The organism is Rhizobium sp. P2_G9 (assembly GCF_056403475.1).
On record NZ_JBFUFK010000016.1, the window covers coordinates 87,777 to 113,337 of the forward strand.

Annotated in this window: 20 protein-coding genes and 1 tRNA gene; 11 read left to right on the plus strand and 10 right to left on the minus strand. The window is 61.8% G+C overall.

Features of this window, described 5'->3' with window-relative positions; genetic code table 11:
• Position 1: 1 nt before the first annotated feature.
• The gene (locus AC1DYF_RS15915; RefSeq protein ID WP_477877709.1) at positions 2-457 is read right to left on the minus strand and encodes a hypothetical protein; all 456 of its coding nucleotides are present in this window, start codon (positions 455-457) and stop codon (positions 2-4) included.
• Positions 458-717: 260 nt separating this feature from the next.
• On the opposite strand from AC1DYF_RS15915, the gene AC1DYF_RS15920 reads away from it, so the two are divergent.
• The gene (locus AC1DYF_RS15920; protein WP_477877710.1) at positions 718-2,187 is read left to right on the plus strand and encodes an MATE family efflux transporter; all 1,470 of its coding nucleotides are present in this window, start codon (positions 718-720) and stop codon (positions 2,185-2,187) included.
• Positions 2,188-2,216: 29 nt separating this feature from the next.
• Here the strand turns inward: AC1DYF_RS15920 and AC1DYF_RS15925 are convergent, their stop codons facing one another.
• From AC1DYF_RS15925 to AC1DYF_RS15935, 3 genes are all read right to left on the minus strand, one after another.
• Positions 2,217-3,812, minus strand: a complete 1,596-nt coding sequence (locus tag AC1DYF_RS15925) for an adenylate/guanylate cyclase domain-containing protein (protein WP_477877711.1) — start codon at positions 3,810-3,812, stop codon at positions 2,217-2,219.
• A 150-nt stretch (positions 3,813-3,962) separates the two neighbouring features.
• Positions 3,963-7,772: a peptidoglycan-binding protein gene (locus tag AC1DYF_RS15930; RefSeq protein ID WP_477877712.1), complete on the minus strand. Its 3,810-nt coding sequence runs from the start codon at positions 7,770-7,772 to the stop codon at positions 3,963-3,965.
• Positions 7,773-8,138: 366 nt separating this feature from the next.
• Positions 8,139-8,312 (minus strand): hypothetical protein, encoded by a 174-nt coding sequence (locus tag AC1DYF_RS15935; protein WP_477877713.1) that lies wholly within the window; start codon positions 8,310-8,312, stop codon positions 8,139-8,141.
• 252 nt (positions 8,313-8,564) lie between these two features.
• On the opposite strand from AC1DYF_RS15935, the gene AC1DYF_RS15940 reads away from it, so the two are divergent.
• From AC1DYF_RS15940 to AC1DYF_RS15960, 5 genes are read left to right on the plus strand one after another with little or no spacing between them, the layout of a single operon-like run.
• Positions 8,565-10,358: an acyl-CoA dehydrogenase C-terminal domain-containing protein gene (locus AC1DYF_RS15940; protein WP_477877714.1), complete on the plus strand. Its 1,794-nt coding sequence runs from the start codon at positions 8,565-8,567 to the stop codon at positions 10,356-10,358.
• A 55-nt stretch (positions 10,359-10,413) separates the two neighbouring features.
• Positions 10,414-10,674 (plus strand): AbrB/MazE/SpoVT family DNA-binding domain-containing protein, encoded by a 261-nt coding sequence (locus tag AC1DYF_RS15945; protein WP_477877715.1) that lies wholly within the window; start codon positions 10,414-10,416, stop codon positions 10,672-10,674.
• Positions 10,674-11,003, plus strand: a complete 330-nt coding sequence (locus tag AC1DYF_RS15950; protein WP_477877716.1) for a type II toxin-antitoxin system PemK/MazF family toxin — start codon at positions 10,674-10,676, stop codon at positions 11,001-11,003. The genes AC1DYF_RS15945 and AC1DYF_RS15950 overlap by 1 nt, the downstream gene beginning before the upstream one ends.
• A gap of 39 nt (positions 11,004-11,042) precedes the next feature.
• Positions 11,043-12,251 carry an acetyl-CoA C-acetyltransferase gene (locus AC1DYF_RS15955; protein ID WP_477877717.1) on the plus strand — a complete coding sequence of 403 codons (1,209 nt, stop codon included), beginning with the start codon at positions 11,043-11,045 and terminating at the stop codon, positions 12,249-12,251.
• 10 nt (positions 12,252-12,261) lie between these two features.
• Positions 12,262-14,472, plus strand: a complete 2,211-nt coding sequence (locus AC1DYF_RS15960; protein ID WP_477877718.1) for a 3-hydroxyacyl-CoA dehydrogenase NAD-binding domain-containing protein — start codon at positions 12,262-12,264, stop codon at positions 14,470-14,472.
• A 74-nt stretch (positions 14,473-14,546) separates the two neighbouring features.
• Here the strand turns inward: AC1DYF_RS15960 and AC1DYF_RS15965 are convergent, their stop codons facing one another.
• Positions 14,547-16,028 (minus strand): DHA2 family efflux MFS transporter permease subunit, encoded by a 1,482-nt coding sequence (locus AC1DYF_RS15965; protein ID WP_477877719.1) that lies wholly within the window; start codon positions 16,026-16,028, stop codon positions 14,547-14,549.
• A 582-nt stretch (positions 16,029-16,610) separates the two neighbouring features.
• Between AC1DYF_RS15965 and AC1DYF_RS15970 the strand changes: the two genes are divergently transcribed.
• Complete coding sequence (locus AC1DYF_RS15970) at positions 16,611-17,261, plus strand: S24 family peptidase (RefSeq protein ID WP_477877720.1); 651 nt, start codon at positions 16,611-16,613, stop codon at positions 17,259-17,261.
• Positions 17,262-17,272: 11 nt separating this feature from the next.
• On the opposite strand, the gene AC1DYF_RS15975 is transcribed toward AC1DYF_RS15970, so the two are convergent.
• Positions 17,273-18,184 (minus strand): DMT family transporter, encoded by a 912-nt coding sequence (locus AC1DYF_RS15975; protein WP_477877721.1) that lies wholly within the window; start codon positions 18,182-18,184, stop codon positions 17,273-17,275.
• Between the two features lie 88 nt (positions 18,185-18,272).
• Here AC1DYF_RS15975 and AC1DYF_RS15980 point away from each other — a divergent pair, with 88 nt between their 5' ends.
• The gene (locus tag AC1DYF_RS15980) at positions 18,273-19,154 is read left to right on the plus strand and encodes a LysR substrate-binding domain-containing protein (RefSeq protein ID WP_477877722.1); all 882 of its coding nucleotides are present in this window, start codon (positions 18,273-18,275) and stop codon (positions 19,152-19,154) included.
• 11 nt (positions 19,155-19,165) lie between these two features.
• Here the strand turns inward: AC1DYF_RS15980 and AC1DYF_RS15985 are convergent, their stop codons facing one another.
• On the minus strand, positions 19,166-19,906 hold the full coding sequence (locus AC1DYF_RS15985; RefSeq protein ID WP_477877723.1) for a carbon-nitrogen hydrolase family protein: 741 nt from the start codon (positions 19,904-19,906) through the stop codon (positions 19,166-19,168).
• Between the two features lie 382 nt (positions 19,907-20,288).
• Here AC1DYF_RS15985 and AC1DYF_RS15990 point away from each other — a divergent pair, with 382 nt between their 5' ends.
• Both AC1DYF_RS15990 and AC1DYF_RS15995 read left to right on the plus strand, forming a co-directional pair.
• A complete protein-coding gene (locus AC1DYF_RS15990) occupies positions 20,289-20,702 on the plus strand; it encodes a tellurite resistance TerB family protein (RefSeq protein WP_477877724.1) in 414 nt (137 codons plus the stop codon).
• A 164-nt stretch (positions 20,703-20,866) separates the two neighbouring features.
• A complete protein-coding gene (locus AC1DYF_RS15995; protein ID WP_477877725.1) occupies positions 20,867-22,282 on the plus strand; it encodes a DHA2 family efflux MFS transporter permease subunit in 1,416 nt (471 codons plus the stop codon).
• A gap of 1 nt (position 22,283) precedes the next feature.
• Here AC1DYF_RS15995 and AC1DYF_RS16000 read toward each other — a convergent pair whose 3' ends face one another.
• Genes AC1DYF_RS16000 through AC1DYF_RS16010 form a run of 3 tightly spaced genes read right to left on the minus strand, consistent with a single transcriptional unit; the run spans position 22,284 to position 24,892 of the window.
• The gene (locus AC1DYF_RS16000) at positions 22,284-22,667 is read right to left on the minus strand and encodes a VOC family protein (RefSeq protein WP_477877726.1); all 384 of its coding nucleotides are present in this window, start codon (positions 22,665-22,667) and stop codon (positions 22,284-22,286) included.
• Between the two features lie 3 nt (positions 22,668-22,670).
• Entirely contained in the window at positions 22,671-23,408 is a 738-nt protein-coding gene (locus tag AC1DYF_RS16005) for an RlmE family RNA methyltransferase (protein ID WP_477877727.1), read from the minus strand.
• Positions 23,409-23,410: 2 nt separating this feature from the next.
• Positions 23,411-24,892, minus strand: coding sequence for a Ppx/GppA phosphatase family protein (locus AC1DYF_RS16010; RefSeq protein WP_477877728.1), 1,482 nt, complete (start codon positions 24,890-24,892; stop codon positions 23,411-23,413).
• Between the two features lie 493 nt (positions 24,893-25,385).
• Here AC1DYF_RS16010 and AC1DYF_RS16015 point away from each other — a divergent pair.
• Positions 25,386-25,459: transfer RNA gene (locus AC1DYF_RS16015), tRNA-Gln, on the plus strand.
• The last annotated feature ends 102 nt before the right edge of the window (positions 25,460-25,561 follow it).

A 25,561-nucleotide genomic window follows, 5' to 3' on the forward strand; every position in this document is an offset into this window, starting at 1 on the left:
GTCATGACGCCTTCAGTTTCGCGTTGCAGAGCGAGTAGAAACCGCCGCCCTTCTGAATCCACTTCAGGCCACCCAGCGTGTTGGCGGTCTTGTTGGCATGATACGCGTCAACGCAAGTGTGCATGCGCGCCTTGCCGGCAGATTCCTTGGCGTATTTCGCATCGACCTTGGTCGGGAAGTTCACGCCCGACGGCGCCGTTACGGTCGGCTTCGCCGGCTCGGCATTCTCATTGGCCTTTTCGGTCACTTCCGGCTCGGCTTCGGCGTCAGCGCCGCACTGCGACTTGCGGAAGTCGTTCCACTTGACACCGTTCAGCGTGTTGTTCTGCTGAGCGAGCTTATATTTGGCACTGCACTCTTTCATGGTCAGCGCGGATGCCGAACCGGCCGATAGGCCAAGCACGGCGGCTGACCCGAAAAGTGCGAGTGTCGTAAGGATTGCAGCGCGAGTGATCATAGGAATTCCCTTCCTGTTGCATCGTGGCCACGCGACTATCAACCCGGTAAAATTCCGTGTCAATCGGGCAAAGCCGCCGATGGTCCGGAAATATAACTATTGGCCTCAAGCTGACTAGAACATGAACGAAACCAGTGCGTTGCAGCATCGCGCGCGCAATTTGCCCGGTCCAAGGAACAGAAATCCTTTCCTCGCTCTTTCCATAATCGACGGACATCATGTAAGCCGAAGTTGAACCCTCCGAAGTGAAAGATTTGGCCATGGACCAGGCGAAGCCACAAAAAGGCAGCGGCAACCGGCTGACCAGCGGTCCCATTCCAAGCACGCTTCTGCTCTTCGCCTTGCCGGTGCTTGGCGCCAATGTCCTGCAATCGCTGAACGGCTCGGTCAATGCTGTCTGGGTCGGCCGCTTCCTCGGGCAATCGGCGCTGGCCGCCACCTCGAATGCCAATCTCGTGCTCTTTCTGATGCTCGGCACCATGTTCGGCATCGGCATGGCAGCGACCATTCTCGTGGCGCAGTCGGTCGGCGCCCGCAACCTGCCGGAGGCCAAACGCATCGTCGGCACCAGCGCGGTGTTCTTCTTCCTGGTCTCGGCGATCTTCGCCATCGGCGGCTGGTTGTTCGTCGACACCATCCTGTCACTGCTCGGCACGCCCGCCGACGCCATGCCGCTGGCGCGGCAATATCTCCGCATCATCTTCGTTGCCGTGCCGGCGATGAACCTCCTGAGCTTCGTCATGACCATCCTGCGCGGCGCGGGCGATTCCCGCACGCCGTTCTTCTTCATGGCGCTGGCAGTGGTGCTCGATATAGCGCTCAATCCGCTGCTGATCGACGGCATCGGCCCCTTCCCTAAGCTCGGCATCGCCGGTTCCGCCACCTCGACATTGATCGGCCAGACGGTCAGCGTGGTTGCGATCCTGATCCTGCTTTATGTCCGCAAGCATCCGCTCAGGCTTGCCGGCACCGATCTCAGGCTGTTGATCCCCGATCCGAAGCTGCTCCGATTGGTCATCTTCAAGGGCATCCCGATGGGCTTGCAGATGATCGTCATCTCCGTATCGGCGCTGGTGCTGATGGGACTGGTCAACGCCTATGGATCGCAGACGGCCGCCGCTTACGGCATTGCCGCCCAGCTCTGGACCTATATCCAGATGCCGGCGCTGGCGATCGGCGCCGCGGTCTCCTCGATGGCAGCGCAGAATGTCGGCGCCAAACGCTGGGATCGGATCGGCAAGATCGCCGGCGCGGGCATCGCATTCAACCTGGCCATGACCGGCACGCTGGTGGCGCTGCTCTTCGTCTTCGACCGGCCGGTGCTTGGCCTGTTCCTCAGCGGCAATACGGCGGCAATCGACGCCGCGACGCATATCAATACGCTGGCTTCGTGGTCCTTCGTCCTGTTCGGCGTGACGATCGTGATCTTCGCCACCGTCCGGGCCACCGGCGCGGTGACGCCGCCGCTGATCATCCTGACGATCTCGCTGCTGGTGGTGCGCACCAGCTTCGCCTACGGCTTCAAGGGCGCGCTTGGCCCGGAGGCCCTGTGGTGGAGTTTTCCGGTGGGCTCGATCTGCTCGCTCGTGCTGGCGATCGGTTATTACCGCTTCGGCCGCTGGCGCAGCATGCACATGATCGAGCAAGAGCGCCCCGCCGCCGGCGAGCCGCCGGACACAGGGCTGGGCGTGCCCAGGCAAAGGGCGGCGGTGGGGGCCGAGACGTCGTGACGCTCTAACGCGCTCGATTGACGCCGCCATCAAGCTTCGGGGGTCGTTTTCCCGACGGCGTCATTTGCCTCCACCGCGTCCAGAACCCGGCGAAGCGCGGCACGTGCCTCCTGCCGAGCGGAGCCGTCCATGGCTCCCAGATTGGCGACAATCTGCAGACCGGGGACATTTTCCTTGAGCACAAATGCGGCATCGTCGGCCAAATCAGGCAAAATCACCTCGTAGGGGATGACTTCGCGTGAAATGCCCTTGAAGCGGGTCGGCGCAAGCGGCACGGCAACCACCAGATCCTGTACATGCGCCCAGGTTTCATAGCTCATGACAATGCCGCCCGGCTTGGCGATGCCCTCCAGTCGCGCAGCGAGATTGGCCTCCGCGCCAATGATCGTATAGTCCATGCGCGATTCCGAGCCGAAATTGCCGACATTGCAATAGCCTGTATTGATCCCCATGCGGGCACGGAAAGGCTGTTCGAAACCACGCCGCCGCCACTTGCGCTCCAGATCGGCAAGGCGATGCTGCATGGCGATCGCCATGGTGACACAGGCGCGTGCGTCCTCGACCACGCCATGGCTGATGGGGTCGCCGAAAAAGGCGACGATGGCGTCGCCGATGAACTTGTCGATGGTCGCGCCATGCGCCTCGGCAATGCTCGACATCTCGGTGAAATATTCGTTGAGCAGCGTCGTCAGTTCTTCCGGCTGCAGCCGCTCGGTTGTGGCGGTGAAATCCTTTATGTCGGAAAAGAACACCGTCAGCTTCTTGCGCTCCGTAGAGATCGCAACGTCCTTTTCGCCGTGGAATATCGTCCGGTAGATCTGCGGCGACAGATATTTGGAAAGGCTGGCGGAAATCTTCGACAGGAAGTCGTTCTTCAGTTGCAATTCGGCATTCAGCCCCTGGAATTCGCGCGCCAGCCCGAACTGACCGATGGCAAACATGAGGCCAAAACCGCCGGCAACCGCCATATAGCTCAACAGCCAGCGGAACGACAGGACACTGAACGCCAGCGGCTGCTGCACCGTTATCGCCTGGATGCCTCTGACATCGCCAACCTTCCAATCTTTCTTGGGGCTCTGCGGATGCGTGTTGTGGCAGGCGACGCAGGCACTCGCCATGACGATCGGTGTCGCCACGGTGATCTTGCGGTCGAGCAGGCCACCGATGATCTCAGTCGAGACTTTCGACGTTCCATGATCGGCTTCGAACTGGTGCAGGGCCGCGGTTTCGAACGCGGTGAGCTTGTACGGCTTGCGATTGGTGAACGGGAATTCCGAAACGAAGCGATAGTCGACATCGCCCTCCTCGTCCCCGATCGACCGGCCGAGCTCGATGGACAGCGTCGCCGGAATCGGAATGCCGCCCGGCGTGTCATGATAGGTGCTGAGCGGATGCGCCACGCCGTTTGCGGCAATGACACGATTGACCACATTGGTGGCGTAGTAGGATCGAAATGCTGTGATGACGTGGTTGAGGGTCGTTGCCTGGCGGCGCAGATTCTGATCCGAAATGTTGCGAAGATCGAGCCAGACGCAAACAGGCAGCAGCGCTACGGCAAGAGCGATGAGCGCCACCACCCAGAAGGGGCGTTCGAGAAAGAAGCGGCTCAGCACTTTCACAGTCATTCCCGCGCAATTTTTCAGCCAATGCCGCCATCTCATCCTCGACGGGATGAAAAAGCAAGTTCAAAGGCTGAAGGCGCAGTAAAAAATACTTCGCAAACGCGGACAGACTATCCGCAATTTGGAAACCCAAGAGCGTAAGTCGCGGCTTTCTCAGGCGGCTTTCTTGTTGCGCTTCAGCAGTTCCTTGACCAGCGCATCGTCGATCTGGCCGTTGGGCTCCAGGCCGACGGATTTCTGGAACGCCTTGATCGCCACCACCGTCTTCTTGCCCAGTTCGCCGTCCGGCTTGCCGGCGTCGAAGCCGTTATTGTTGAGGATCGCCTGGATGTTGCGGATCGCCCGCTTCATGTCGATCGTCGCCGTGGTATTGCCCTTTGTGGCCCATTCGTCCGGCACCATCGGATTGTTGGCGCTGTCGTTCATCTCCTTCGGCTTCCAGAGGTCGAGCTTGGCCTTGGCGGTCTTGAGCTGCTCGGCGCTCATCGCATTGGCCACTTCGTCTCGCTTCTGCGCCGCATCCTGGTCGCCCTGCCGGGCGGCAATGCCGAACCACTTGTAGCTCTCGGTCAGGTCCTGCTTGACGCCGCTGCCGCGCGCATAAAGGATGGCGAGATTGAACTGGCTGTCGCGGACATTGAAATCGGCCGCAGCCTCGAACCAGTGGGCGGCTTGCGTGAAATCCGGATTGCCGGCGGCGCCCGTGGCATAAAGCACCGCGAGATTGTGCATGGCGCTGGCATTGCCTTTTTCCGCGGCCGATAGATAGAGCGTCCGCGCCTTGTCGAGATCGCGCGCCACGCCCGTGCCCTTCTCGTAGAAGCTGGCAAGGCGGTATTCAGCGGGCGCAATGCCCTTGTCTGCGGCGAGCTGATACCATTTGGAGGCCGCAGCAAGGTCGATCTTCATGCCCCCGCGGCCATCGGTATAGCGAGAACCCATTTCGAAATAGGCGAGCGCATCGGCTTTCTTGACCGCCTCGACCAGCGAAGCGGGCTGCAGGCCGGCGGGCAGCTCCGGCGTCGCGGCCGGAATGGTCTTGGTGTCCGTCTGCGTTTCGGCCGTCGCGACCTTGTCCTTGATCATCGGCTGGGCCGCGGCGTTGTCGCCTGGCTTGGCCTTGTCGGTCGCCAGCGCCGGATCGGCATCGGCCGGCTTGCTGAGATCGGCGGCCGGAATGGTGATTTTTTCCGCCGGCGCCATGTCGTCGGTTTTTTGCAGCGACGTCGCGTTGTCGGCATTGTCGGCTGGCGCAAGCAGCCGCTCCTTGCCCATATCCGCCTTCTTCGCAGCGGGCTTCGCATCCGGCTTGACCGGCGCGGACTTGTCCGCATTGACGTCGGCGTTGACGTTCTGATCCGCCTTGATGTCCAAGCTGCGGGTCTGGGCGACCGGCGGAGGGGCGGCATGATGCCGGCCGATCAGGTTGGAGACCAGCGGATAGGACATGACGACGAGCAGCACGGCAGCCGCGGCAAGCAGGATCGGACGGCGGCTCTCGCCGGCGGCACCGAAGATCGACTTCGATTCCTTGTCGGGCTTGGCGGACTTGTCTTTATCCTTGCCCTTGGCGGCAGGCTGAGTGAACTTCTTTCCGGCCGTCTCCTGCGCAGCCGCCTGAGCGGCACGACGGGCGGCGGCGATCACGTCGGCCTGGCCGGCCGGAGCGGCCTTGCTGACGCCATTGCCGGCCTTCTGCCCGGCACGCACGCGCTCCATGATTTTCTTGACATCCGGCACGCCGGAGCCGGGCTCCATCAGCAGGCTTTCGCTTTCCGACGCCACCATCATCTCGCCTGCGTCGAGCGCCGGCGCCGGTTCGATAGCGACGCGCGCCTCGGTCTTTTCCTTCTTGCCCGGCATCAGCTTGGCCGCCAGGCCGGCGATCAGGCTCTTGGAAGCAGGCTTTTCCTTTGCCGAGCCAAGGGTCGGCTGGGCTGCGGCATCGGCGGAAATGTCCGCATCGGCGGCATCGAGCAGCATGTCGACGTCCTGCAGGACATCCACCTTGGAATTCTTCGGCGCCGAGCGGACCGGCGGCTCCTCGATGGCCGCGGCAATTTCGTCGAATTCCGGCTGCGTCGCCTTCGGCATTCTGGCGGCAGCAGCAACGGGTTCGATGTCGCGCGGAACCTCGCGCTCCATGCGAACCGCGGCCGGTGCCGGAGCGGCGACACCATGCTCGCCCAGATCGTCCAGGCGATTGGCAATCTGCACCAGTGTCTGGTGCAGTGCCGAGAAGGTTTCGGCCGTCCGCTCTTCGCTCGATCGCGTATGCGCCTCGAGTGCGCGCAGATCCTCGGCCAGCCCGGCAAGCGCCGAGATATCGGCGGGGATCGCGGCATGCGGCGTGACACTGCTGCGCGAATAGGCCTCGACCACCGCCTCGGCAGCCTGGCGTGCGGCCTCGACGATGAATTCATCGCTGGAAGCGAGATAGTCTTCGATCGCCGTCATCCGTTCGGCGAAGGGATCGCCTGCCGCGACGACCGGGGCAGCGCCGGGCGTGCTCAGCAGGGCGGACAGCGACGCAATCTGGGTTTCGAGATTGCGGATCGCAGTCGTGTCGGCGGCAGGCGCTGCGACACTCTCGTCGAGACGAAAGGCGATTTCACTCAGGCGGCTCTCCAGTCGGGACATGTCCGCATGGTCGAAAGCCGGTGCCGAAACGACAGCCGCCGCCGGATGTTCAAGTTCGTCGAGCTTGCGGGTCAGCAGTTCCAGCCGCTCCATCAAGGCTTCGCCGGGTGCATTGAGACCATCGATCTTGCGCGAAATGTCGGCGAGATGGGTGGAAACTTCAGGGGCCTGCGGCGCCTCGCGGAAATTGCGCTCGATCAGCTTGGAAAGCTGGCCGATCCGATCTTCGAGCTTTTGCGCCGCATCCTCGTTGGCGAGTTCGTCGATCCGGGCGGTCAAAGCTTCGATCTGCCCGACGATCTCGCTTTCGTGATCCGGCGCCTGCAGCAAGTCGATATGCGCGGTCAGTTCGCCGATGCGGTTCTCAAGCCGCTGGAAGGCGGCGCTATCGGTGCTGGCGGCGCTCTGGCTGGTGCTGGCGGCAATGGCGCGGCTGATCTCGTCGAGCCGGCCATCAAGCCAGCCGAACTGTTCCGACATATCCGTGCGGGCTTCGACGCTGCGGCCGAGCGCCTCGACGGAACTTGCCAGCGCAATCAGCTTGTCCTCGAGTGCACGCACTGCCGGACCGGCATTGGCGTTGCCGAGGCCGGTTTTCATCTCGTCGACCCGCCAGGCAAGATTGACAAGTTCCTGTTTCAGCGGTTCCGGATCGATCGCGGCGATCGACGCTTCCGTGCGATCCCAGCGTCCCTCGAAGTGGCGCAGGCTGTCCTCGCGGGCAAGTCCGGACACCATGTGGCGCAGGTCGTCGAGATCGGCCCGCAGATCGTCGCTGGTCTGGACGTGACGGGTGTCGCCGAGCCGGTCGATGCTGTCGCCCAGCCGTATCAGCTCATTGCGGATCACTTCATCGCCGCCATGCGAACTGGCCGCGACACTCTTGAGACTGCGCATGTCGTTGCGGATTTCGCCGAGATCGTAAGCCAGGCGATCGGTGTTGAGGCCTTGCTTCAGTTCAACGCGAAGTGCGGCCAATGCGCCGGCAATATCGTCAAGCGCTGCCGATTGGGTGGGCTGTGCTGCGCGTTCCGGCTCGGACCAGGCCCGCTGCGGGCGACTTTCCTCCCGTTGGCGAAGCTCTGGCTCTTGCCGGGGATTGCGCTCTATCGCGGCGGAGACACGGTCTCGGGCGCTCAGCGCCCTCTGCCGCTCAAGGATTTCATCGACGGGATTGCCCGCGGAAGGATAGGGGCGGGTCGGCGCCTTGCGCTCGCTCACCAGGCCCTGAATGCGCGCCTCAAGCCCCTCTATGGTCCGGTTGAGCTGGTCCAGAGAGGACTTGCCGCCGTAACCCGAGGTATTTGATCGTGATCCGTTCATGTCACCAGCCCGCTCGATCCCACCGCCGGATGTGGTTGATCCGGCCCATTCCTTTCGGATGGCTGTCGTTTCAGCGTGCTCCGGATAGAATGCGTCACCTCGTTGTAACAGGCCGGACTTTCGCCGGGCTGTCGAGYTGGCTAAAACCACCGGAAGCGCGCAAATCGTACACCGCACCGCGTTTCATTAACGAGCTTTAAGAAATCATGGTAAACAAGCCGTTAATGTAAGCGGAAGGCCGTTAAAAATAGGTGATTTTTGAGTAATGTGCGGGCTGGGAAGCCGCGATTGCCAAATCCGGACGCGGTCACGGCCGTTCGGCAGCAGGCCGGCGGCGATATCATTTCGTCACTATAGGGAAACTGATCACCAGGCGGTTTTTGCCGTCGCCAGCGCATAGGCATATTGCGAGATGACGACGACGATATTCATCTTTACCGCAAGGGTGCAGTTTCCGGGACAGGAGAGATTGTGCGCCGCAAGGTGCTTCAGGAGCAGATCGACGTCTCTACCATTGGTGAGGGGAAAGCTCAAAGTCATAGGCTTCTCCGACGGTTGGCGACGGTTGCCGGGAGCGGCGTCGAGGGATCATGCCACAGAATTGATGCTCCGCAAGAAGGATTTCGCACTTGCGAAATTAAAATCGATTAAAATATTTTAAACTTTTGATCATCCCTTCAAGAACCCGAAGAGCGAACAAATCGCCGCAATCTGCATTCTGACGTTTACGCAAACGTCAATATTTTGTATTAGTGTCCTTGTTCGAAAATGGCTTGGGTGAGGAGAGATTGCATGCCGGTTTACAAAGCGCCCGTCGAAGACACGCTGTTCGTGCTGAACGATGTCCTCGGCATCGAGAAATACCACAATCTCCCCGGTTTCGCCGATGCCACGCCCGATATGATCGAAGCCATTGCCGGCGAAGCGGCGAAGCTCTCTGAGGAAGTGCTGTTTCCGCTCAACCGCGTCGGCGACGTCGAGGGCTGCATCCGTAACGATGACGGCTCGGTGACGCCGCCCAAGGGCTTCAAGCAGGGCTATGACCAATACTGCGAAGGCGGCTGGTCGGGTCTCTCCGTGCCCGAGGCCTTCGGCGGCCAGGGCCTGCCCTACACGCTGCACAGTGCCGTCGGCGAATATATGTCCTCGGCCAATATGGCGCTGATGATGTATCCCGGCCTGACCAACGGCGCCATTGCCGCCATCCTCGTCCATGGTTCGGATGCGCAGAAGGCTGCCTATCTGCCGAACATGGTTTCCGGCAAATGGTCGGGCACCATGAACCTGACGGAGCCGCATTGCGGCACCGATCTCGGCTTGCTGCGCACCAAGGCGGTGCCGCAGGGCGACGGCACCTACAAGATCACCGGCCAGAAAATCTTCATCTCGGCCGGCGAGCATGACATGACCGACAATATCATCCACCTGGTGCTGGCCCGTATCGAGGGCGCACCGGAGGGTACCAAGGGCATTTCGCTGTTCATCGTGCCGAAATTCATCCTTGATACCGATGGCAAGCCGGGCAAGCGCAATGGCGTGTCCTGCGGTGCCATCGAAAAGAAGATGGGCATCCACGGCAATGCCACCTGCGTCATCAACCATGACGACGCGGTGGGCTATCTGATCGGCGAAGAGAATCGCGGCCTTGCGGCCATGTTCGTAATGATGAACGAAGCCCGTCTCGGCGTCGGCCTGCAGGGCCTCGCCGTCTCCGAAGCCGCCTATCAGAGTGCCGCCCATTATGCCCGCGAGCGCATCCAGGGCCGCTCGCTGACCGGCCCCAAGGTGCCGGACAAGAAGGCCGATCCGATCATCGTCCATCCGGACGTGCGCCGCGCGCTGATGCAGATCCGCTCGATCAACGAGGCCGGTCGCACCTTCTTGCTCTATACCGCCCTGCAATCCGACATCGCCCACCGTTCGCCGGATGCCGCCGAGCGGCAGAAGGCGGACGACATCCTGTCGATCATGACGCCGATCCTCAAGGGCGTGATGACCGATCGCGGCTTCGACAACGCCGTGCAGGCGCAACAGCTGTTCGGCGGCCATGGCTATATCGAGGAAAACGGCATGAGCCAGTATGTCCGCGACGCCCGCATCGCCATGATCTACGAAGGCGCCAACGGCGTGCAGGCCATGGACCTCGTCGGCCGCAAGCTGGCCGCCAATGGTGGCCGGGCCGTGATGGCCGCGTTCAAGGAGATCGGCGATTTCTGCGAGGAAAACCGCAGCGACGAACGGCTTTCGCCCTTCACCAAGGCGATCAAGAAGGGCCTCAACGACGCCCAAGCCGCGACCATGTGGTTCATGCAGAACGCCATGGCCAAGCCCGACAATGCCGGCGCCGGCGCCACCGACTACATGCATCTCTTCGGCCTGGTCGTGCTCGGCTATATGTGGGGCCGCAGCGCCAAGACGGCTTATGAGAAGCTCGACGCCGGCGACAGCCGCGCGGATTTCCTCAACAACAAGCTGGTGACCGCGAAATTCTACATGGACCGCCTGATGCCGGAGACGGCGCTGCGCAAGGCTCGGATCGAGAGCGGCGCGGACAATGTGATGGCGCTGGCGGCTGAAGCGTTTTAGTTTGCGGATGCATCACCTAAGTTATATATTGGTATAACTTTGTAAGGAGATTCCGATGGCTTCTACATCAACCCTCAGAACGGTCGGCGGCTCCGTGATGATGGCGATTCCTAAGCCGCTTCTCGACAGTCTCGGCATCGCCGCTAACGCCAAGCTCGACCTGACGGTGGAAGACGGGAAACTGGTCGCTGTTCCGAGAAAGCGGCCGAGATATACGCTGGATGAGCTCATGGCCCAATGCGATCTCGATGCGCMGTGGACGGAAGAAGAGCGTGAATGGCTTGAATCGAAACCCGTCGGCCGCGAGATCATCTGATGGACGTCGGCGAAATCTGGCATGTCGACCTCGATCCCACGATTGGTCGCGAACAGTCCAAAGCACGATATGTTCTGATCGTTTCACCACGTGCTTTCAATCAGTTGGGAACGCCGCTGATCGCGCCGATTTCGTCCGGCGGCGAGTTCGCGAGAGCGAAAGGCTGGGCGGTATCGTTGTCTGGAGCCGGCACGCGCGCGACAGGCGTCGTGCTCTGTCATCAAATAAGGACAATCGACATACAAGCCAGGAAAGGCCGATTTATCGAGAAAGTCCCAAGCTTTATCGTTGAAGAAGTTCAGGCGAGGCTGTCGTCGCTCTTCGAATGAGCGGAGGCGCCCGAGAAATTGGAATAGGGAAGAAGCACCATGACCGAAGCCTATATCTACGACCATGTCCGCACCCCGAGGGGCCGCGGCAAGAAGGACGGGTCGCTGCACGAAGTGCCGTCCGTCAGGCTGGCGGCGCGTGTGCTCGAAGCCATCCGCGATCGCAACGGGTTGAACACGAGCACCGTCGACGACATCATCTTCGGCTGCGTCGATCCGGTGATGGAAGCAGGCTCGGTGATCCCGCGCGCCGCCGCCTTCGAGGCCGGCTATGACACGCGCGCGCCGGGCATGCAGATTTCGCGTTTCTGCGCCTCCGGCCTCGACGCCGTCAACCTCGCCGCCGCCAAGGTGGCGCAGGGCGCCGACGACATCATCATTGCCGGCGGCGTCGAATCGATGAGCCGCGTCGGCATCGGCATGTCCGGCGGCGCCTGGCCGGTCGATCCCTCCGTGGCAGTGCCGGCTTATTTCATGCCGCAGGGCGTCTCCGCCGACCTGATCGCAACCAAATATGGCTTTTCCCGCGATGATGTCGACGCCTATGCCGTCGAGAGCCAGAAGCGCGCTGCCAAGGCCTGGGAAGGTGGTTACTTCAAGAATTCGGTGATGACGATCAAGGACATCAACGGCCTCACCATCCTTGACCGTGACGAGCATATGAGGCCGACGACGGACATGCAGGCGCTGGCCGCGCTGCAGCCCTCCTTCGTCATGATGGGCGAGATGGGCGGTTTCGACGCCGTGGCAATCCAGGCCCATCCGGAAGTCGAGAAGATCAATTATGTCCATCACGCCGGCAATTCCTCCGGCATCGTCGACGGCGCGGCCGCCGTGCTGGTCGGCTCGAAAGCCGGCGGCGAGAGCATGGGGCTGAAGCCGCGCGCCCGCATCAAGACGATTGCCAGCATCGGCTCCGACCCGGCTTTGATGCTGACCGGTCCGGTCGACGTCACCGAAAAGCTCTTGAAGCGCTCCGGCATGCAAATCACCGACATCGATCTCTTCGAACTCAACGAAGCCTTCGCCGCCGTCGTGCTGCGCTATATGCAGGCCTTCGACATCCCGCATGACAAGATCAACGTCAACGGCGGCGCCATCGCTATGGGCCATCCGCTCGGCGCCACCGGGGCCATGATCCTCGGCACGGTGCTCGACGAACTGGAGCGGCGCGGCCTTTCCACCGCGCTGGTGACGCTCTGCATCGGCGCCGGCATGGGCACCGCCACTATCATCGAACGCGTCTGAGGAGATCGACATGGCCTATACCAATTTCACTGTCGACACCGACGCGGACGGCATTGCCCTTGTCACCTGGGATATGAAGGACAAGTCGATGAACGTCTTCACCATGGAGGTGATGGACGAATTCGATCATTTGATCGACGACATGACGGCGGATGCTGCCGTCAAGGGCGTGGTCTTCACCTCCGGCAAATCGAGCTTTTCCGGCGGCGCCGATCTCACCATGCAAAAATGGTTCTTCGCCCTGATCGACCGCGAGCGCGTCGAAAACCCCGACAAGCTGGCCGGATTGCTGTTCGAGGGCGCCGGCCGCATGGGCCGGATGTTCCGTAAGCTCGAAACCTCGGGAAAACCCTGGGTGTCCGCCATCAACGGCACCTGCATGGGCGGCGCCACGGAATTGTCGCTGGCCTGCCATGGCCGCGTCGCCTCCAATGCCAAGTCGGTCAAGATCGGCCTGCCGGAAGTCAAGGTCGGCATCCTGCCGGGCGCCGGCGGCACCCAGCGCCTGCCGCGGCTGATCAACACCCAGGACGCGTTGCAGATCATGACCACCGGCCAGGACCTGACGCCGTCGCGTGCCAAGGCGCTCGGCCTGCTCAACGACGTGGTCGATCCGGACAAGCTGATCGAGACGGCCAAGGCCCTGATCAGGAACGGCCTCGATCCGGTCGCCCCCTGGGACAAGAAGGGTTTTAAGGCCCCCGGCGGAGCGATCTGGTCGCCGCAGGGCGTGCAGCTGTTCTCGGCGGCAAACGCCATCCTGCGCCGCGAGACCTATATGAATTATCCGGGCGCGCATGCGATCCTGAAAGCCGTCTACGAAGGCCTGCAATTGCCCTTCGATACGGCGCTCAAGGTCGAACTGCGCTATTTCATCCATATCCTGCAATCGACCGAAGCGCGCGCGATGATCCGCTCGCTGTTCGTCTCGATGCAGGAACTCGGCAAAGGCGCCCGCCGTCCGCATGGCGTGCCGCCGACGAAATTCTCCAAGATCGGCATTGTCGGCGCCGGCTTCATGGGTGCCGCCGTCGCCTATGTCACGGCCCGCGCCGGCATTCCGGTCATGCTGATCGACCGCGACCAGGAGGCGGCCGACAAGGGCAAGGCGCATTCCGAAACCCTGGTCAAGGATGCCGTCGGCAAGGGCAGGTCGACCAAGGAAGAAGGCGACAAGCTCCTGTCGCTGATCACGCCGACATCCGACTACAGCCAGATCTCCGACGCCGACCTGGTGATCGAGGCGGTGTTCGAGGACCGCAACGTCAAGAAGGCGGTGATCGAACAGGTCGAGGCGGTCCTGCCGGCAAGCTCGATTTTTGCCTCCAACACCTCGACCCTGCCGATCACCGGCCTAGCGGAAAACTCCAAGCGTCCCGACCAGTTCATCGGCGTGCATTTCTTCTCGCCGGTCGAAAAGATGATGCTGGTCGAGGTCATTCTTGGCGAAAAGACAGAAGACAAGGCGATCGCGGTGGCGCTCGACTATGCCGCCGCGATCAAGAAGACGCCGATTGTCGTCAACGACACGCGCGGCTTCTATGTCAACCGCTGCGTCTTCCGCTATATCAACGAAGCCTACGACATGCTGATCGAAGGCGTGCCGCCGGCGATGATCGAGAACGCGGCGAAGATGGCCGGCATGCCGGTGGGTCCGCTATCGCTCAACGACGAAGTGGCGATCGACCTCTCCTACAAGATCATGAAGGCCGAAATCCACGATCTGGGCGAGGCCTCGGTCAAGAAAGAGCACATGGCCCTGGTCGACAAGATGGTGACCGAACTCGGCCGTCTCGGCCGCAAGAACACCAAGGGCTTTTACGATTATCCACCGAAGCCGGCGAAGAAATCGCTCTGGCCCGGCCTGACGGAGCTTTATCCGCAGAAGACGGCCGAAGAGATCGACGTCAAAGTGCTGCAGCACCGGCTCCTCGGAACGATCGCGCTCGAAGCGGCCCGCACAGTCGAGGAAGGCATCGTCACCGATCCGCGCGAGGCCGATGTCGGCTCCATCCTCGGCTTCGGCTTCGCGCCCTATACCGGCGGGACGCTCAGCTATATCGACGGCATGGGCGTGAAAAACTTCGTTACCATGTGCGACCAGCTGGCCGACGCCTATGGGGAGCATTTCAGACCGACGCCGCTGCTGCGCGACATGGCCGCCAAGGGCGAGACTTTTTACGAAAGGTTCGATCCTTACCGCGAAGAGAAGGCGGCATAGTCGCCCAGAGTTCCTGCCATAAGAGTTCTGCAGATGAGCCGCGCCGAACGATCGACGCGGCTCTTTGTCTTCTCTCAGGCAGCAGATCTCGACCGTTGGTCATCGTTCGCCGCTTCCACAGCGGCAGCCGCTCGCCTGTGGCCGCTCAGTTCTGCACCGGCGGTCGGCGAGAAGCGGAGATTCCAGATCGTCGCCAGAAGCGAAATCGTAGTGACGACCACGAAGGCGAGGGAAAAATCCTCGATCTTCGGATGGACATTGCCGTGGAAGGTCATCGAACTGTTGAGCACCAGCGCACCGACACAAATGCCGAGCGACAGCATCAATTGCTGCAGCGTCGTATAGAAGCTGGTGGCCGAGCTCATGCGCTCCGGCGCGATCTCGTCATAGGCAACGGTATTGTAGGCGGTGAACTGCAGCGACATGAAGCTCGCGCCGGTGACCAGAACCAGGAAGATCAGCGCCACCGGCCAATCCGGCCGGAACGCAGCGCAGAGCCCATAGCCCAGGCTCGCACCCACGCCATTGACGACCAGGCTGGTGCGGAAGCCGAACTTGCGGAAGATCTTCGCACCGACTGCCTTCATCAGCACGGCCCCGACGGCGGTGGCGAGCACGATCTGCCCGGCCTTCGCCGCCGACATGCCGAAACCAAGCTGGAAGAGCAGCGGCAGCAGAAAGGGCTGCGCGCCCTGGGTGATGCGCGTCAGCGAGCCGGCAATGACGGAGGTGCCGAAACTCGGCACTTTCATCAGCGAGAAATCCATGATCGGCGCCGGATGCCGCCGTGCATGGCGGAGATAGGCAATGCCGAAGACCAGCCCCATCGAGACAAGGAATATCGAAAACATCCCCTCGCCCGGATGGCTCGCCATTTCGAAGCCGAACAGCAGCGAACCCAGCGCAATACCCGAGAGCACGAAGCCGACCGTGTCGAACGGCACTTTCGTCTGGTTGCGAAAGTCTTCGATGAAGGTCGAGACCAGGATCATTCCCAAAATACCGATCGGGATGTTGATGTAGAAGATCCAGCGCCAGTCGAGATAGGTGACGATGAAGCCACCCAGCGGCGGCCCGACGATCGGGCCGACCAGTGCCGGCACCAAAAACCATGTCATCGCACTGACCATGTCCTTGCGGGCGACGCTGCGCAGCAGCACGAGACGCCCGATGGGGATCATCATCGCCCCGCCCATGCCCTGCAGCAGTCGAGATAGCACCAGCAGCAAGAGGTTCGGCGCCACGGCGCAGAACAGCGAGCCGGCCATGAAGATCGCAATCGCGGTGCGGAACACGGTGCGCGAGCCGAAATTATCGGCGATCGGGCCGCTGGCGGGAATGAAGACGGCGAGGCTGAGCAGATAGGAGGTGAGCGCGATGCTCATCACCGGGGCGCTGACATCGAAATCGCGCGCCATGGTCGGCAAAGCCGTCGCCAGCACGGTGGCGTCAAGCTGCTCCATGAACAAAGCCGTCGCCACGATCAGCGCAACGATCCGGAAATTGGGCGCGGCACGCGGCTTTGCAATCGCCGCCTCGCAGACCTGATGGGACATCGCCGGAAAAAACTCGCGGATGCGGCAACGGCAGGCGCTGCCATGAACGATCATATAGGGTGCTTATAATCATATATACTTAAACAATTTGAAAAACCCATCCCCTTTACGCGCAGCAGCCATGCTGAAATGGAATGGCGGGTGATGGAGCTTTGCAAAATGATGGCGCGGAAGACGGACAATTGCATATGACGCAAAGACCCTCTCTGGCCTGCCGGCCATCTCCCCCACGAGGGGGGAGAAGATTCGCGGCGTGCTCCGTGCCTCAATCGGATCTCCGAGGGTTCGGCTGGGTTAAGCCCCTCCCCTTTGTGGGGGTCCGAAGGACGGGTCGAGACCAGCGGCTCGACCCCGAAAGTTGGGGCGGGGTCTTGGCGTCATATGCAATTGCCATCCTGGTGGGGTGCTAGCCGGCAGGCCAGAGAGGGTCTTGCCACAGGCGACAACCTGCCAGCAAAGAAAATCAACCAAAAAATCCATGGGATTTTATTCCTGAGTTTCTTTACTCCACCATTGAGGCCAGCTAAGATCGGTCCAATCGGCGCTTCTCGCACCTTGACCACGCCGAATGGACATTCCGCCATGTTATCGCATGACAAGATCTGGGAAGCGATCGACGCCTTGGCGGCCCGCCACGACCTGACCACATCCGGCCTGGCGCGAAAGGCTGGGCTCGATCCAACCTCGTTCAACAAATCCAAACGCAGTTCTGCCGATGGCCGGCAGCGCTGGCCGTCGACGGAATCGATCCACAAGGTCCTCGAAGCAACAGGTTCGACCATCGAGGATTTCATGGTCGCGCTCAAAGGCCCGCTCTCAGCGCTCCAGCAAAGCGCCTCTGCGCAGCGGAATGCCACCATCCCGCTGCTCGGCTTCGCCCAGGCGGGCGCCGGTGGTTTCTTCGATGATGGCGGCTTTCCGGTCGGCCAGGGCTGGGATGTCGTCGAATTCCCGGCCCAGAAGGCCGGCGTCTACGCGCTCGAAGTGCAAGGCGAAAGCATGATGCCGCTGTATCGCGACGGCGATGTCATCATCGTCGAGCGCGGCGCCCAGCTTCGCCGCAACGACCGCGTCGTCCTCCGCACCAGGGAGGGCGAGGTCATGGCCAAGGTGCTGGTCCGCCAGACGCCGAAAATGGTCGAACTCCTGTCGCTCAACCCCGACCATCCGGGCCGCTCGATCGATATCCAGGATGTCGACTGGATCGCCCGCATCATCTGGGCAAGCCAGTAGGACGATTTTCCTTACTGCAGCTCCAGCACCGGCTGTTTCTCCGGCGCCGGCCTCACCGTGGCGAGCACGATGCCGCCGCCGGCGATCAGCACGGCGCCGGCAATGACACCCGCGGTCGGAATTTCTCCGAAGAAGATGAAACCGATCACTGCCGCAAAAACCAGCCAGGAATAATCGACCGGCCCGACCACTGAGATATCGGCCATCCGATAGCCGCGGATAGTGCAATATTGCGCGCCGATACCGAGCGGTCCAAGCAGCATGTAGAACAGCATATCGGTGATCGGTATCGGCCGCCAGACGAGAAAGGCAGGAACCACGAGCAGCAGGAGGCCGAAAATGTTGACATGCAGGAGCACGGTCATCGGCTTGTCGGATTGCGAGAGCAGCTTGATCAAGATGCCCTCGAAGGAAAAGAGTGCCGCACCGCTGATGGCCAGCAGCGCCGGCAGGACATAAGCCGCATCGAGGCTGCGGAAGGCGCCGCGTGACAACATGATGGTGACCGCGCCTGCCGCGCAGACCAGCATGCCCGTTCCCTGGCGGCGCCCGATCCGCTCGTGAAAAATCAGCATTCCCAGAATGACGACGAAGACGACATAGAGCAGGCTCATCGCGGTCGCATCGACGATCGGCATGCTCGCGGAGGCCTGCACCACTGCGACGGCCCCGAACACGCCGAAGATGGAACGAAGAAAATGCACCATCGGCCGGCGGCTGGCATAGGAGGCGAGCGCTTCTCGCTTCAGCGCCACGACTGTGGCGAGCGTGATGAGGCCGCCGACATTGCGCAGGAAATTGATCTCGAACACCGGCGCCGTGCCGGCCGCAAACTTGCCCGAGGCGAAGATGAAGGAAAACACCGCCGTCGATGTCGCCACCCAGGCGATTGCCTCGGCATTTCTGGTCCAGAATCTATTCATCACATCCGCCTTCTCTTGCGGCGTATTTCTGCTAATGTTCTAGCGTTCAAATCAAATGAGAAATTCTAAGCCTGCATGAGTTTTTTCGATGCAGAACCATCGCCTGTCACTCAACGCCGTGCGCATCTTCACCGTGGTTGCGCGCCACCGCTCCATAGCACTCGCCGCCGCCGAACTCGGCGTCACGGCCAGCGCCGTCAGTCATCAGGTCCGCAAGCTGGAGACTGAGCTCGGCATCCGCCTGTTCATCCGCAGCAACAATGCCATCGAGCTGACGGACGAGGGCCGCCGCTTTCACGAGGACGCAGCCGCTGCGATCGCCATGATCGACCGCTCGGCCGAATCGATGCGCCGCAATGCCGACGAGATCGTCATCCGCGTGTCGATGTCGATTGCCGTGCGCTGGCTGATCCCGGCGCTCGAAGGCTTCAAGCATCGCTATCCCACGGCGCGCGTGCGGGTGGAGACGCTGCATCTCACCAAGGCGACGCTGGGCGCCTCGGCCGACATGGCGATCTCCTATGAGCGCGCCGGCCCCGGCAACAAGGAGGGCGAACTTCTGGCCGGCGATTTCAGCCGGCCGGTGCTGTCGCCGGCTTTGCTCGCCGCCTCCGACTATCGCGGCCCGCGCGATGTCTCGAAGGTGCCGGCGCTGAAATGCACCCGGGAAAACTGGGACTGGGTGATGTGGGCGTTGAAACTCGGCCTGCCCAGGAATTCGGTCCATATCGCCCATGAATTCGACACCGACGATGCCGCCGTGCATGCGGCAGTCGCCGGCCTCGGCATGGTTCTGGCACCGGCGCTGATGACCAAGACCGAGATCGCCGCCGGCACGCTTGCCGAACTGCCCGGCTTCGAGCCGGTCGAACTCGGCTCCTACCATCTGCTGGTACGGCCGGAGCCGAGCCGCATGGTCAAGAATTTCCGCGACTGGCTGAGGAAGGAACTGGCGACGCCGGCCGGCTGAACCGAGTCCGATCAGCCAGGGATGGGCATGTCGAAAACCAGGAGCCCCGGCTCTCCCAACGGGAGTTGCGCCACCACCCGGCCGGCAGGATCGAGCACCGCCGTCGGTCCCCAGGCGACACTGTCCTCGCGCTCACCGGTAACATCGGCGGAGATCAGCCAGAGGCCGGTTTCGCGGCATCGTTCCCCGCGGATGGTATTGTGCTTGTCCTTGAAACGCTCGGCCACATCCCGGCGCAGCATATTGTTAGCCGGACAAACAATCAGCGATGCACCCTGGTCAGCGATCGCTCGTGCGGCGGCGGGAAAATTCGTATCGCTGCAGATATTGATCCCGAAGCGCAGGCCGCCGACATCGAAAACCGGGCTATCGGTTCCGCCCACGAAAATCCGTTCGCTGCCGAGAAGATGCGCCTTCCGGTATCGGCCGATGACAACGCCGGCCTGCACGACCACGGCGGTGTTGAACAATTGCCCGCCCTCGACCTCAATCATGCCCATGACGATCATCGGCCCGGTTTTCGGCAAGCGCTCGACAATTCCCCGAAAAGCTGGCGATGCAAGGTCGAGCGCCGCCCCATGCGCCGCCTGCATCTCGGTGAGATAGCCCTGCAGAAAACCTTCCGGGAAACACAGAAGCGAGACACCGGCCGCCTCGGCGCGGGCAATGAGGTCGACTGCGCATCGCAATGCCGCGTCGACGTCATTCCGGATTTCTACGGTCTGGGCGGCTGCTATCCTTGTCGTTTGCATGATGCTTTCGAAAACCGATTCCCGCACCGCGACGATGGCCTGCGAAACCGGATGCCGCAATCGAATTCAGCACCGGCATGTAGGACAGCGGTAATCGTATATGAGAAAGGTGTTGTGTTTGGCGAGCGGCAACGGCGATCTCCCTCTTCTCCCTCGGGGAGAAGAGTCCGAAGTGCCGCACCACTGGTGCCTCATTAGGGCGAGCCAGTGCCGCGAGTCTTCTCCCCCCTTGTGGGGGAGATGGCCGGCAGGCCAGAGAGGGTCTTCGCGTCATATGCGGTAACCCGAGAGGAGAAGAGGACACCTGTGGCCGCATCCTCCTTGATTTCCCTCGGCCGCCGCTCTAACTGGAGCGCCAGATGAATTCGATGAGGATGAGGGAATGGCGAAGAAGGTCACCGTGCATGCGGCTTTGATTTACGTGATGGTCATGGTATCGGCCGCGGACGGCCAGATGCCGGATGCCGAGCTCAAGCGCATTGGCTGGCTGACGCGTTCCCTGCCGGTCTTCAACGGTTTTGATGAGGAAATGCTGATCCCCACCATGCGAGACATCCAGGAAATCCTGGCTGGCCCCGAAGGCTTGGAGATCGCGCTCGAAACCATCAAGGACGCCCTTCCGCCACGACTCCACGATACGGCCTATGCGTTGGCCGTCGAAATCGCAACGGCCGACCTCCGCTACGACCCCACCGAAGTGCGCTTCCTGCAATTGCTGCGCGATCGGCTGGATATCGACAAGCTTACAGCCGCATCAATGGAGCATAGCGCCATCGCGCGCTACCGCCTGGCATAACCACAGCGACGGGAGCGGAGCGGTCCGTTCACCTGAATTTGACGAAAAAGTAAGTCAGCCGAACGAATTTCGGGCGCTTGGTCTTGCCCTCGTCACATTTAATGCGCGAATATGCCCTCGCATTTCGTCGCATTTGACGAGTCGCACGTTTCCGGATTCCCGCCTTGAACCGCTTCGCCCCGTTCATCCTTGCCATCGCTCTGTTCATGGAGCAGATGGACTCCACGGTCATTGCGACGTCGCTGCCGGCGATTGCCCGCGATCTCGATGTCGGGCCGATCACGCTGAAACTGGCGATGACGGCCTATCTGGTGTCGCTGGGCATCTTCATTCCACTGTCGGGCTGGGCGGCCGACAAGTTCGGTGCCAAGCGGATCTTCATCAGCGCCATCATCGTCTTCATGGCCGGCTCGATCTTCTGCGCCATGTCCAACAGCCTGATCGCTTTTGTGCTGGCGCGCTTCTTCCAGGGATTGGGCGGCTCGATGACGACGCCCGTAGGCCGCGCCATCCTGTTGCGCTCGACCAAGAAGACCGACCTGATCTCCGCCATGGCGATGTTCACCATTCCCGGCGTCATCGGGCCGCTGGTCGGCCCGCCGGTCGGCGGCTTCATCACCACTTATTTCAGCTGGGAGTGGATTTTTCTCATCAACGTGCCGATCGGCATAATCGGCGTGATCCTGTCCTGGATTTTCCTGCCCGAGATCAACAGCCCGCCTCCGCCGCCCGCTGATGTCAAAGGCTTTTTCCTTTCCGGAATCGGAGCGGCGGGCATTGTCTTCGGGCTTTCGGTCGTCAGCCTGCAAGCGCTGCCGCCGGCAATCGGCGTCGCTGCCGTCCTGATCGGCGCAGTGTCCCTGTTCCTCTTCGTGCGTCACGCCCGCCGTCATCCGCATCCGGTGCTCGATCTCGACCTGTTCAAGATCCAGACTTTCCGCACCTGCGTCACCTCCGGCACGATCTTCCGTATCGCCATGGGCGCGGTGCCCTTCCTGCTGCCCTTGATGCTGCAATTGGGCTTCGGGCTCACGCCCTTTCATTCCGGTATGATCACCTTCATCGCCGCCGGCGGGGCGCTGTTCACCAAATTTGCGGCGCGAAAAGTCTTCACCCGCTTCGGCTTCCGCCGCACGCTGCTGGTCGCCGCAAGCCTGTCGGCCTTCGGCACGGCCGCCAATTCGCTGTTCTTCGCAGATACGCCCTATCTGGTAATGATCTCGGTGCTGTTCTTCGCCGGCTTCGTCCGCTCGTTCTTCTTCACCGGCATCAATATTCTCGGCTTTGCCGATATCGAGCAGCATCAGACGACCCATGCCACGGCGCTGAATGCGGTGATCCAGCAGATTTCCGGCGCACTCGGCGTCGCCTTTGCCGGCATCATCCTGGAAATCTATTCCTTCACCACCAGCGAAGGGCTGACCATCTCGGCCTTCCACATCGCCTTCCTCTGCGTCGCCGTGCTCAACGTCATCGCCGCCTTCCCGATCTCACGCCTGCCGGGCAATACCGGCAGCGCCATTTCGGGCCATGGCGGACATGCGATCGAGAAGATCGAGGAAGAACTGGAAAAGGCCTAAGCTATTCCGCCGCCTCGCAGACAGCCGAAATCTTGTTGCCGTCCGGATCGCGGGCATAGCAGGCGTAAAAAGTCTTGTGATACGGCCGCAACCCCGGCTTGCCCTCATCCTCGCCACCATAGAGCAGGGCGGCGGAATGAAATGCCCGCACCGCGGCGCGGCTAGGCGCGAGAAAGGCCGTCATCGAACCATTGCCGATGGTCGCTTCCTGCTTGTCATAGGGATAGGTCACCCAGAAACGGCAGCGTTCGTCCCCCGCGGCCGCGTAACCAGCCTCGTCCTCATCCAGCACGCGCCGCTCATAACCCAATGCCTTGAGCACCGGATCATAGAATTCGACCGCCCGTTCCAGATTGTTGGTGCCAACCGTCAGATAGAGCAGCATGCATCACCCCTGATCGCCGGCCTCGGCCTGCTGATCGGCCATATCGGCCTTGCGTCCCTTGAATCCCTTGGCGAGAATGAACATCTCGACCGACTCCGCCCGCGACGCACCCGGCTTGACATGCACGACCTGCTTGAAATTCTGCTTCAGCATGGTCAGCAGGTCGCGTTCGGCGCCGCCCTGGAAAGTCTTGGCGAGAAAATGCCCGCCTTCGCGCAGAACTTCAATGGCAAAATGCGCTGCAACCTCGCAAAGATGCATGGTGCGTATATGGTCGGTGCGCTGGTGGCCGGTGGTCGGCGCCGCCATGTCCGACAGCACCACATCCGGCGCTCCGCCGAGCGCCTCCATCAGCCGCTTCGGCGCTTCATCGTCCAGAAAATCCATCTGGATGAAATGCACGCCGGAGATCGCATCCATTTCGAGGAAATCGATCGCCGCCACGCGGATATTGTCATTGTCCGACTTCGTCACCTGGGCGGCGATCTGCGACCAGCCGCCAGGTGCCGCGCCAAGATCGATGATCCGCCGCGCACCGCGCAGGATATGATGTTTCTCGTCGATCTCGAGCAGCTTGTAGACGGCACGCGAGCGATAGCCTTCCTGGCGCGAGCGCTGCACATAGGGGTCGTTGATATGCCGCTCGAGCCAGCGCCGCGAGCTTTCCTTGAGGTTCTTCTTGGTGACGTGCTGGGTGAGCTTGCGGCCGGTGCCCCGGCTGCCGGAAGGCGGCTTCGTCATGGTCAGCTCCTGTGATAGGGCGAGCGTGGCTTCTGCCGCCGCCAGACGCCGTCATCGGCCATCATTTCGGTGAGCAGGCCTTCGCGCAGGCCGCGGTCGGCAACGCGCATGCGGTCGGCCGGAAAGCGGCGGCGGATGGCTTCGAGAATGGCGCAGCCGGCGAGCACCAGATCGGCGCGGTCCGGCCCGATGCAAGGATTGGCGGCACGCGCGGCGAAATCGAGCCCGACCAGTTTGTCCTGCATGGCGGTGACCTCGTCGGCGCTCATCCACAGCCCATCCACCTGCCGGCGGTCATAGCGCGGCAGGTTGAGAAACACGCCGGCCAGCGTCGTCACCGTTCCCGACGTGCCGATCATGTGAAAACCGCTGTCATCGCCGTTGAGGTCATCGGCGGCAGGCGATTCGAAGCGCTCCAGCATCCCCGCCACTTCGTCGACCATCGCTTCGAAAATCTCCGGCGTCACATGCCGGCCGCCATGCCGCTCCGACAGCGTCACCACGCCTACGGGCAATGAGGTCCAATGGGTGATATGGTTGGCGAGCCGCGGCGAGCGCTGGCCGTTGATCTGCAGCACCGCAATTTCCGACGAGCCGCCGCCGATATCGAACAGCACGGCCGAACGCGCTTCCCGGCCGATCAGCGAGGCGCAGCCGGACACGGCGAGGCGTGCCTCGGTCTCGCGATTGATGACTTCGAGGTCTAGCCCGGATTCCACCCTGACGCGCGACAGGAATTCGTCGCCATTGCCGGCCGAACGACAGGCCTCGGTGGCGATCAGCCGTGCGCGTCGGACATTCTTCGAAGCAAGCTTGGCGGCGCAAACCTTCAGCGCCTCGATGGCGCGATCCATGGCATCAGTCGACAGCATGCCGCTCGCCCCAAGCCCCTCGCCCAGCCGCACGATCCTGGAAAAGGCGTCGACGACCCGGAACTGGCCCGGCCGCGTCGGCTGCGCCACGAGCAGACGGCAATTGTTAGTGCCCAAATCAAGCGCCGCGTAAAGACCTTCGGGCGTATCATAGCGCCGGTTCGCCTGCGGAGCCGCCGGCTCAGGCGCCCGGACCGGAGGCTGCGGCCGCGGCGGCTCCGGCTCCGCCGGCTTGCGCGCCTCGTTCTGCGGCAGGGAACGTGCCTGCAGCCTGCGATGATGCTGATCGTGCTTGCTTTTGGGATTTGCCTGAGGCGGAGATTTGCGCTGCGCCGGGTTTTGCGCCTGCTGCTCGGCAGGACGCGTGTCCGCGCTGCCGCGGGATCGCTTGCGGCGCCGCTTCCTACGCTCGGGGCTTTTGGCCTCGCTGGAATCTCGGGGCACCGATCCGCCGGAATGGGATTCCGGGCTGGAACTCACAGGCGGAGACGCAGCGGCAACAGCCTTCCTGCGCTTCCGTTTACCACGCCGGGATCGCTGCGATCCCTGCTTTTGCCCTGCTTCAGACGCCCCCGGAACGGTCGGCTTTACGCCGGATTCGGGGTCACTCACGTTTCTGATCCATCACGCCGCGCAAGACCCAAAGGCCGCAGCAGGCGCCTCATTGTTCAATGTTGGCGCGAATGTAACAGCTTGTCATTAAATCGCCAAATTCTTTTTCGGCCGGGATTGAAATCTTTACGGTTCTTGCCGGTCCACGGCCGGAGCAATCGCGATCGGGACCGACCTGAATTCAGTGGGCAAATCCCGCGAGCAGGATCAGCACGGCCACGATGCAGCTTGAGAGATTGATGACGACAAAGGACGTGTCCATCGACGTAACTCCCGATCCGGCGGCACTTCCGCCAAGACAACAACTCCACGTCCGCGCTAAAAGTTCCGCCAAAAGCCCGAAAACCACATTCACTATTCCGTCACGATTTTCTCTCTTGATCGAAAGCGCAAATATGCTAGAAGGCGCCCACGACGCAGAGAGACTGTCTCACCAGGACAGGCCGGCAAAGCTTGCCCTCCCCGCATCGTCCACGCCGCCTCAGGCGGCCGTTGGGGAATAGTTCAATGGTAGAACGACGGACTCTGACTCCGTTAATCTTGGTTCGAATCCAGGTTCCCCAGCCAATTTCTTCCTAACCCCATGGAATCATTAAAAAAGCTTCTCGCCAGGCAGGCGGTTGATAGCATGACGCTACAATCCACTGCTACAATGCTACTTAGGGTAGC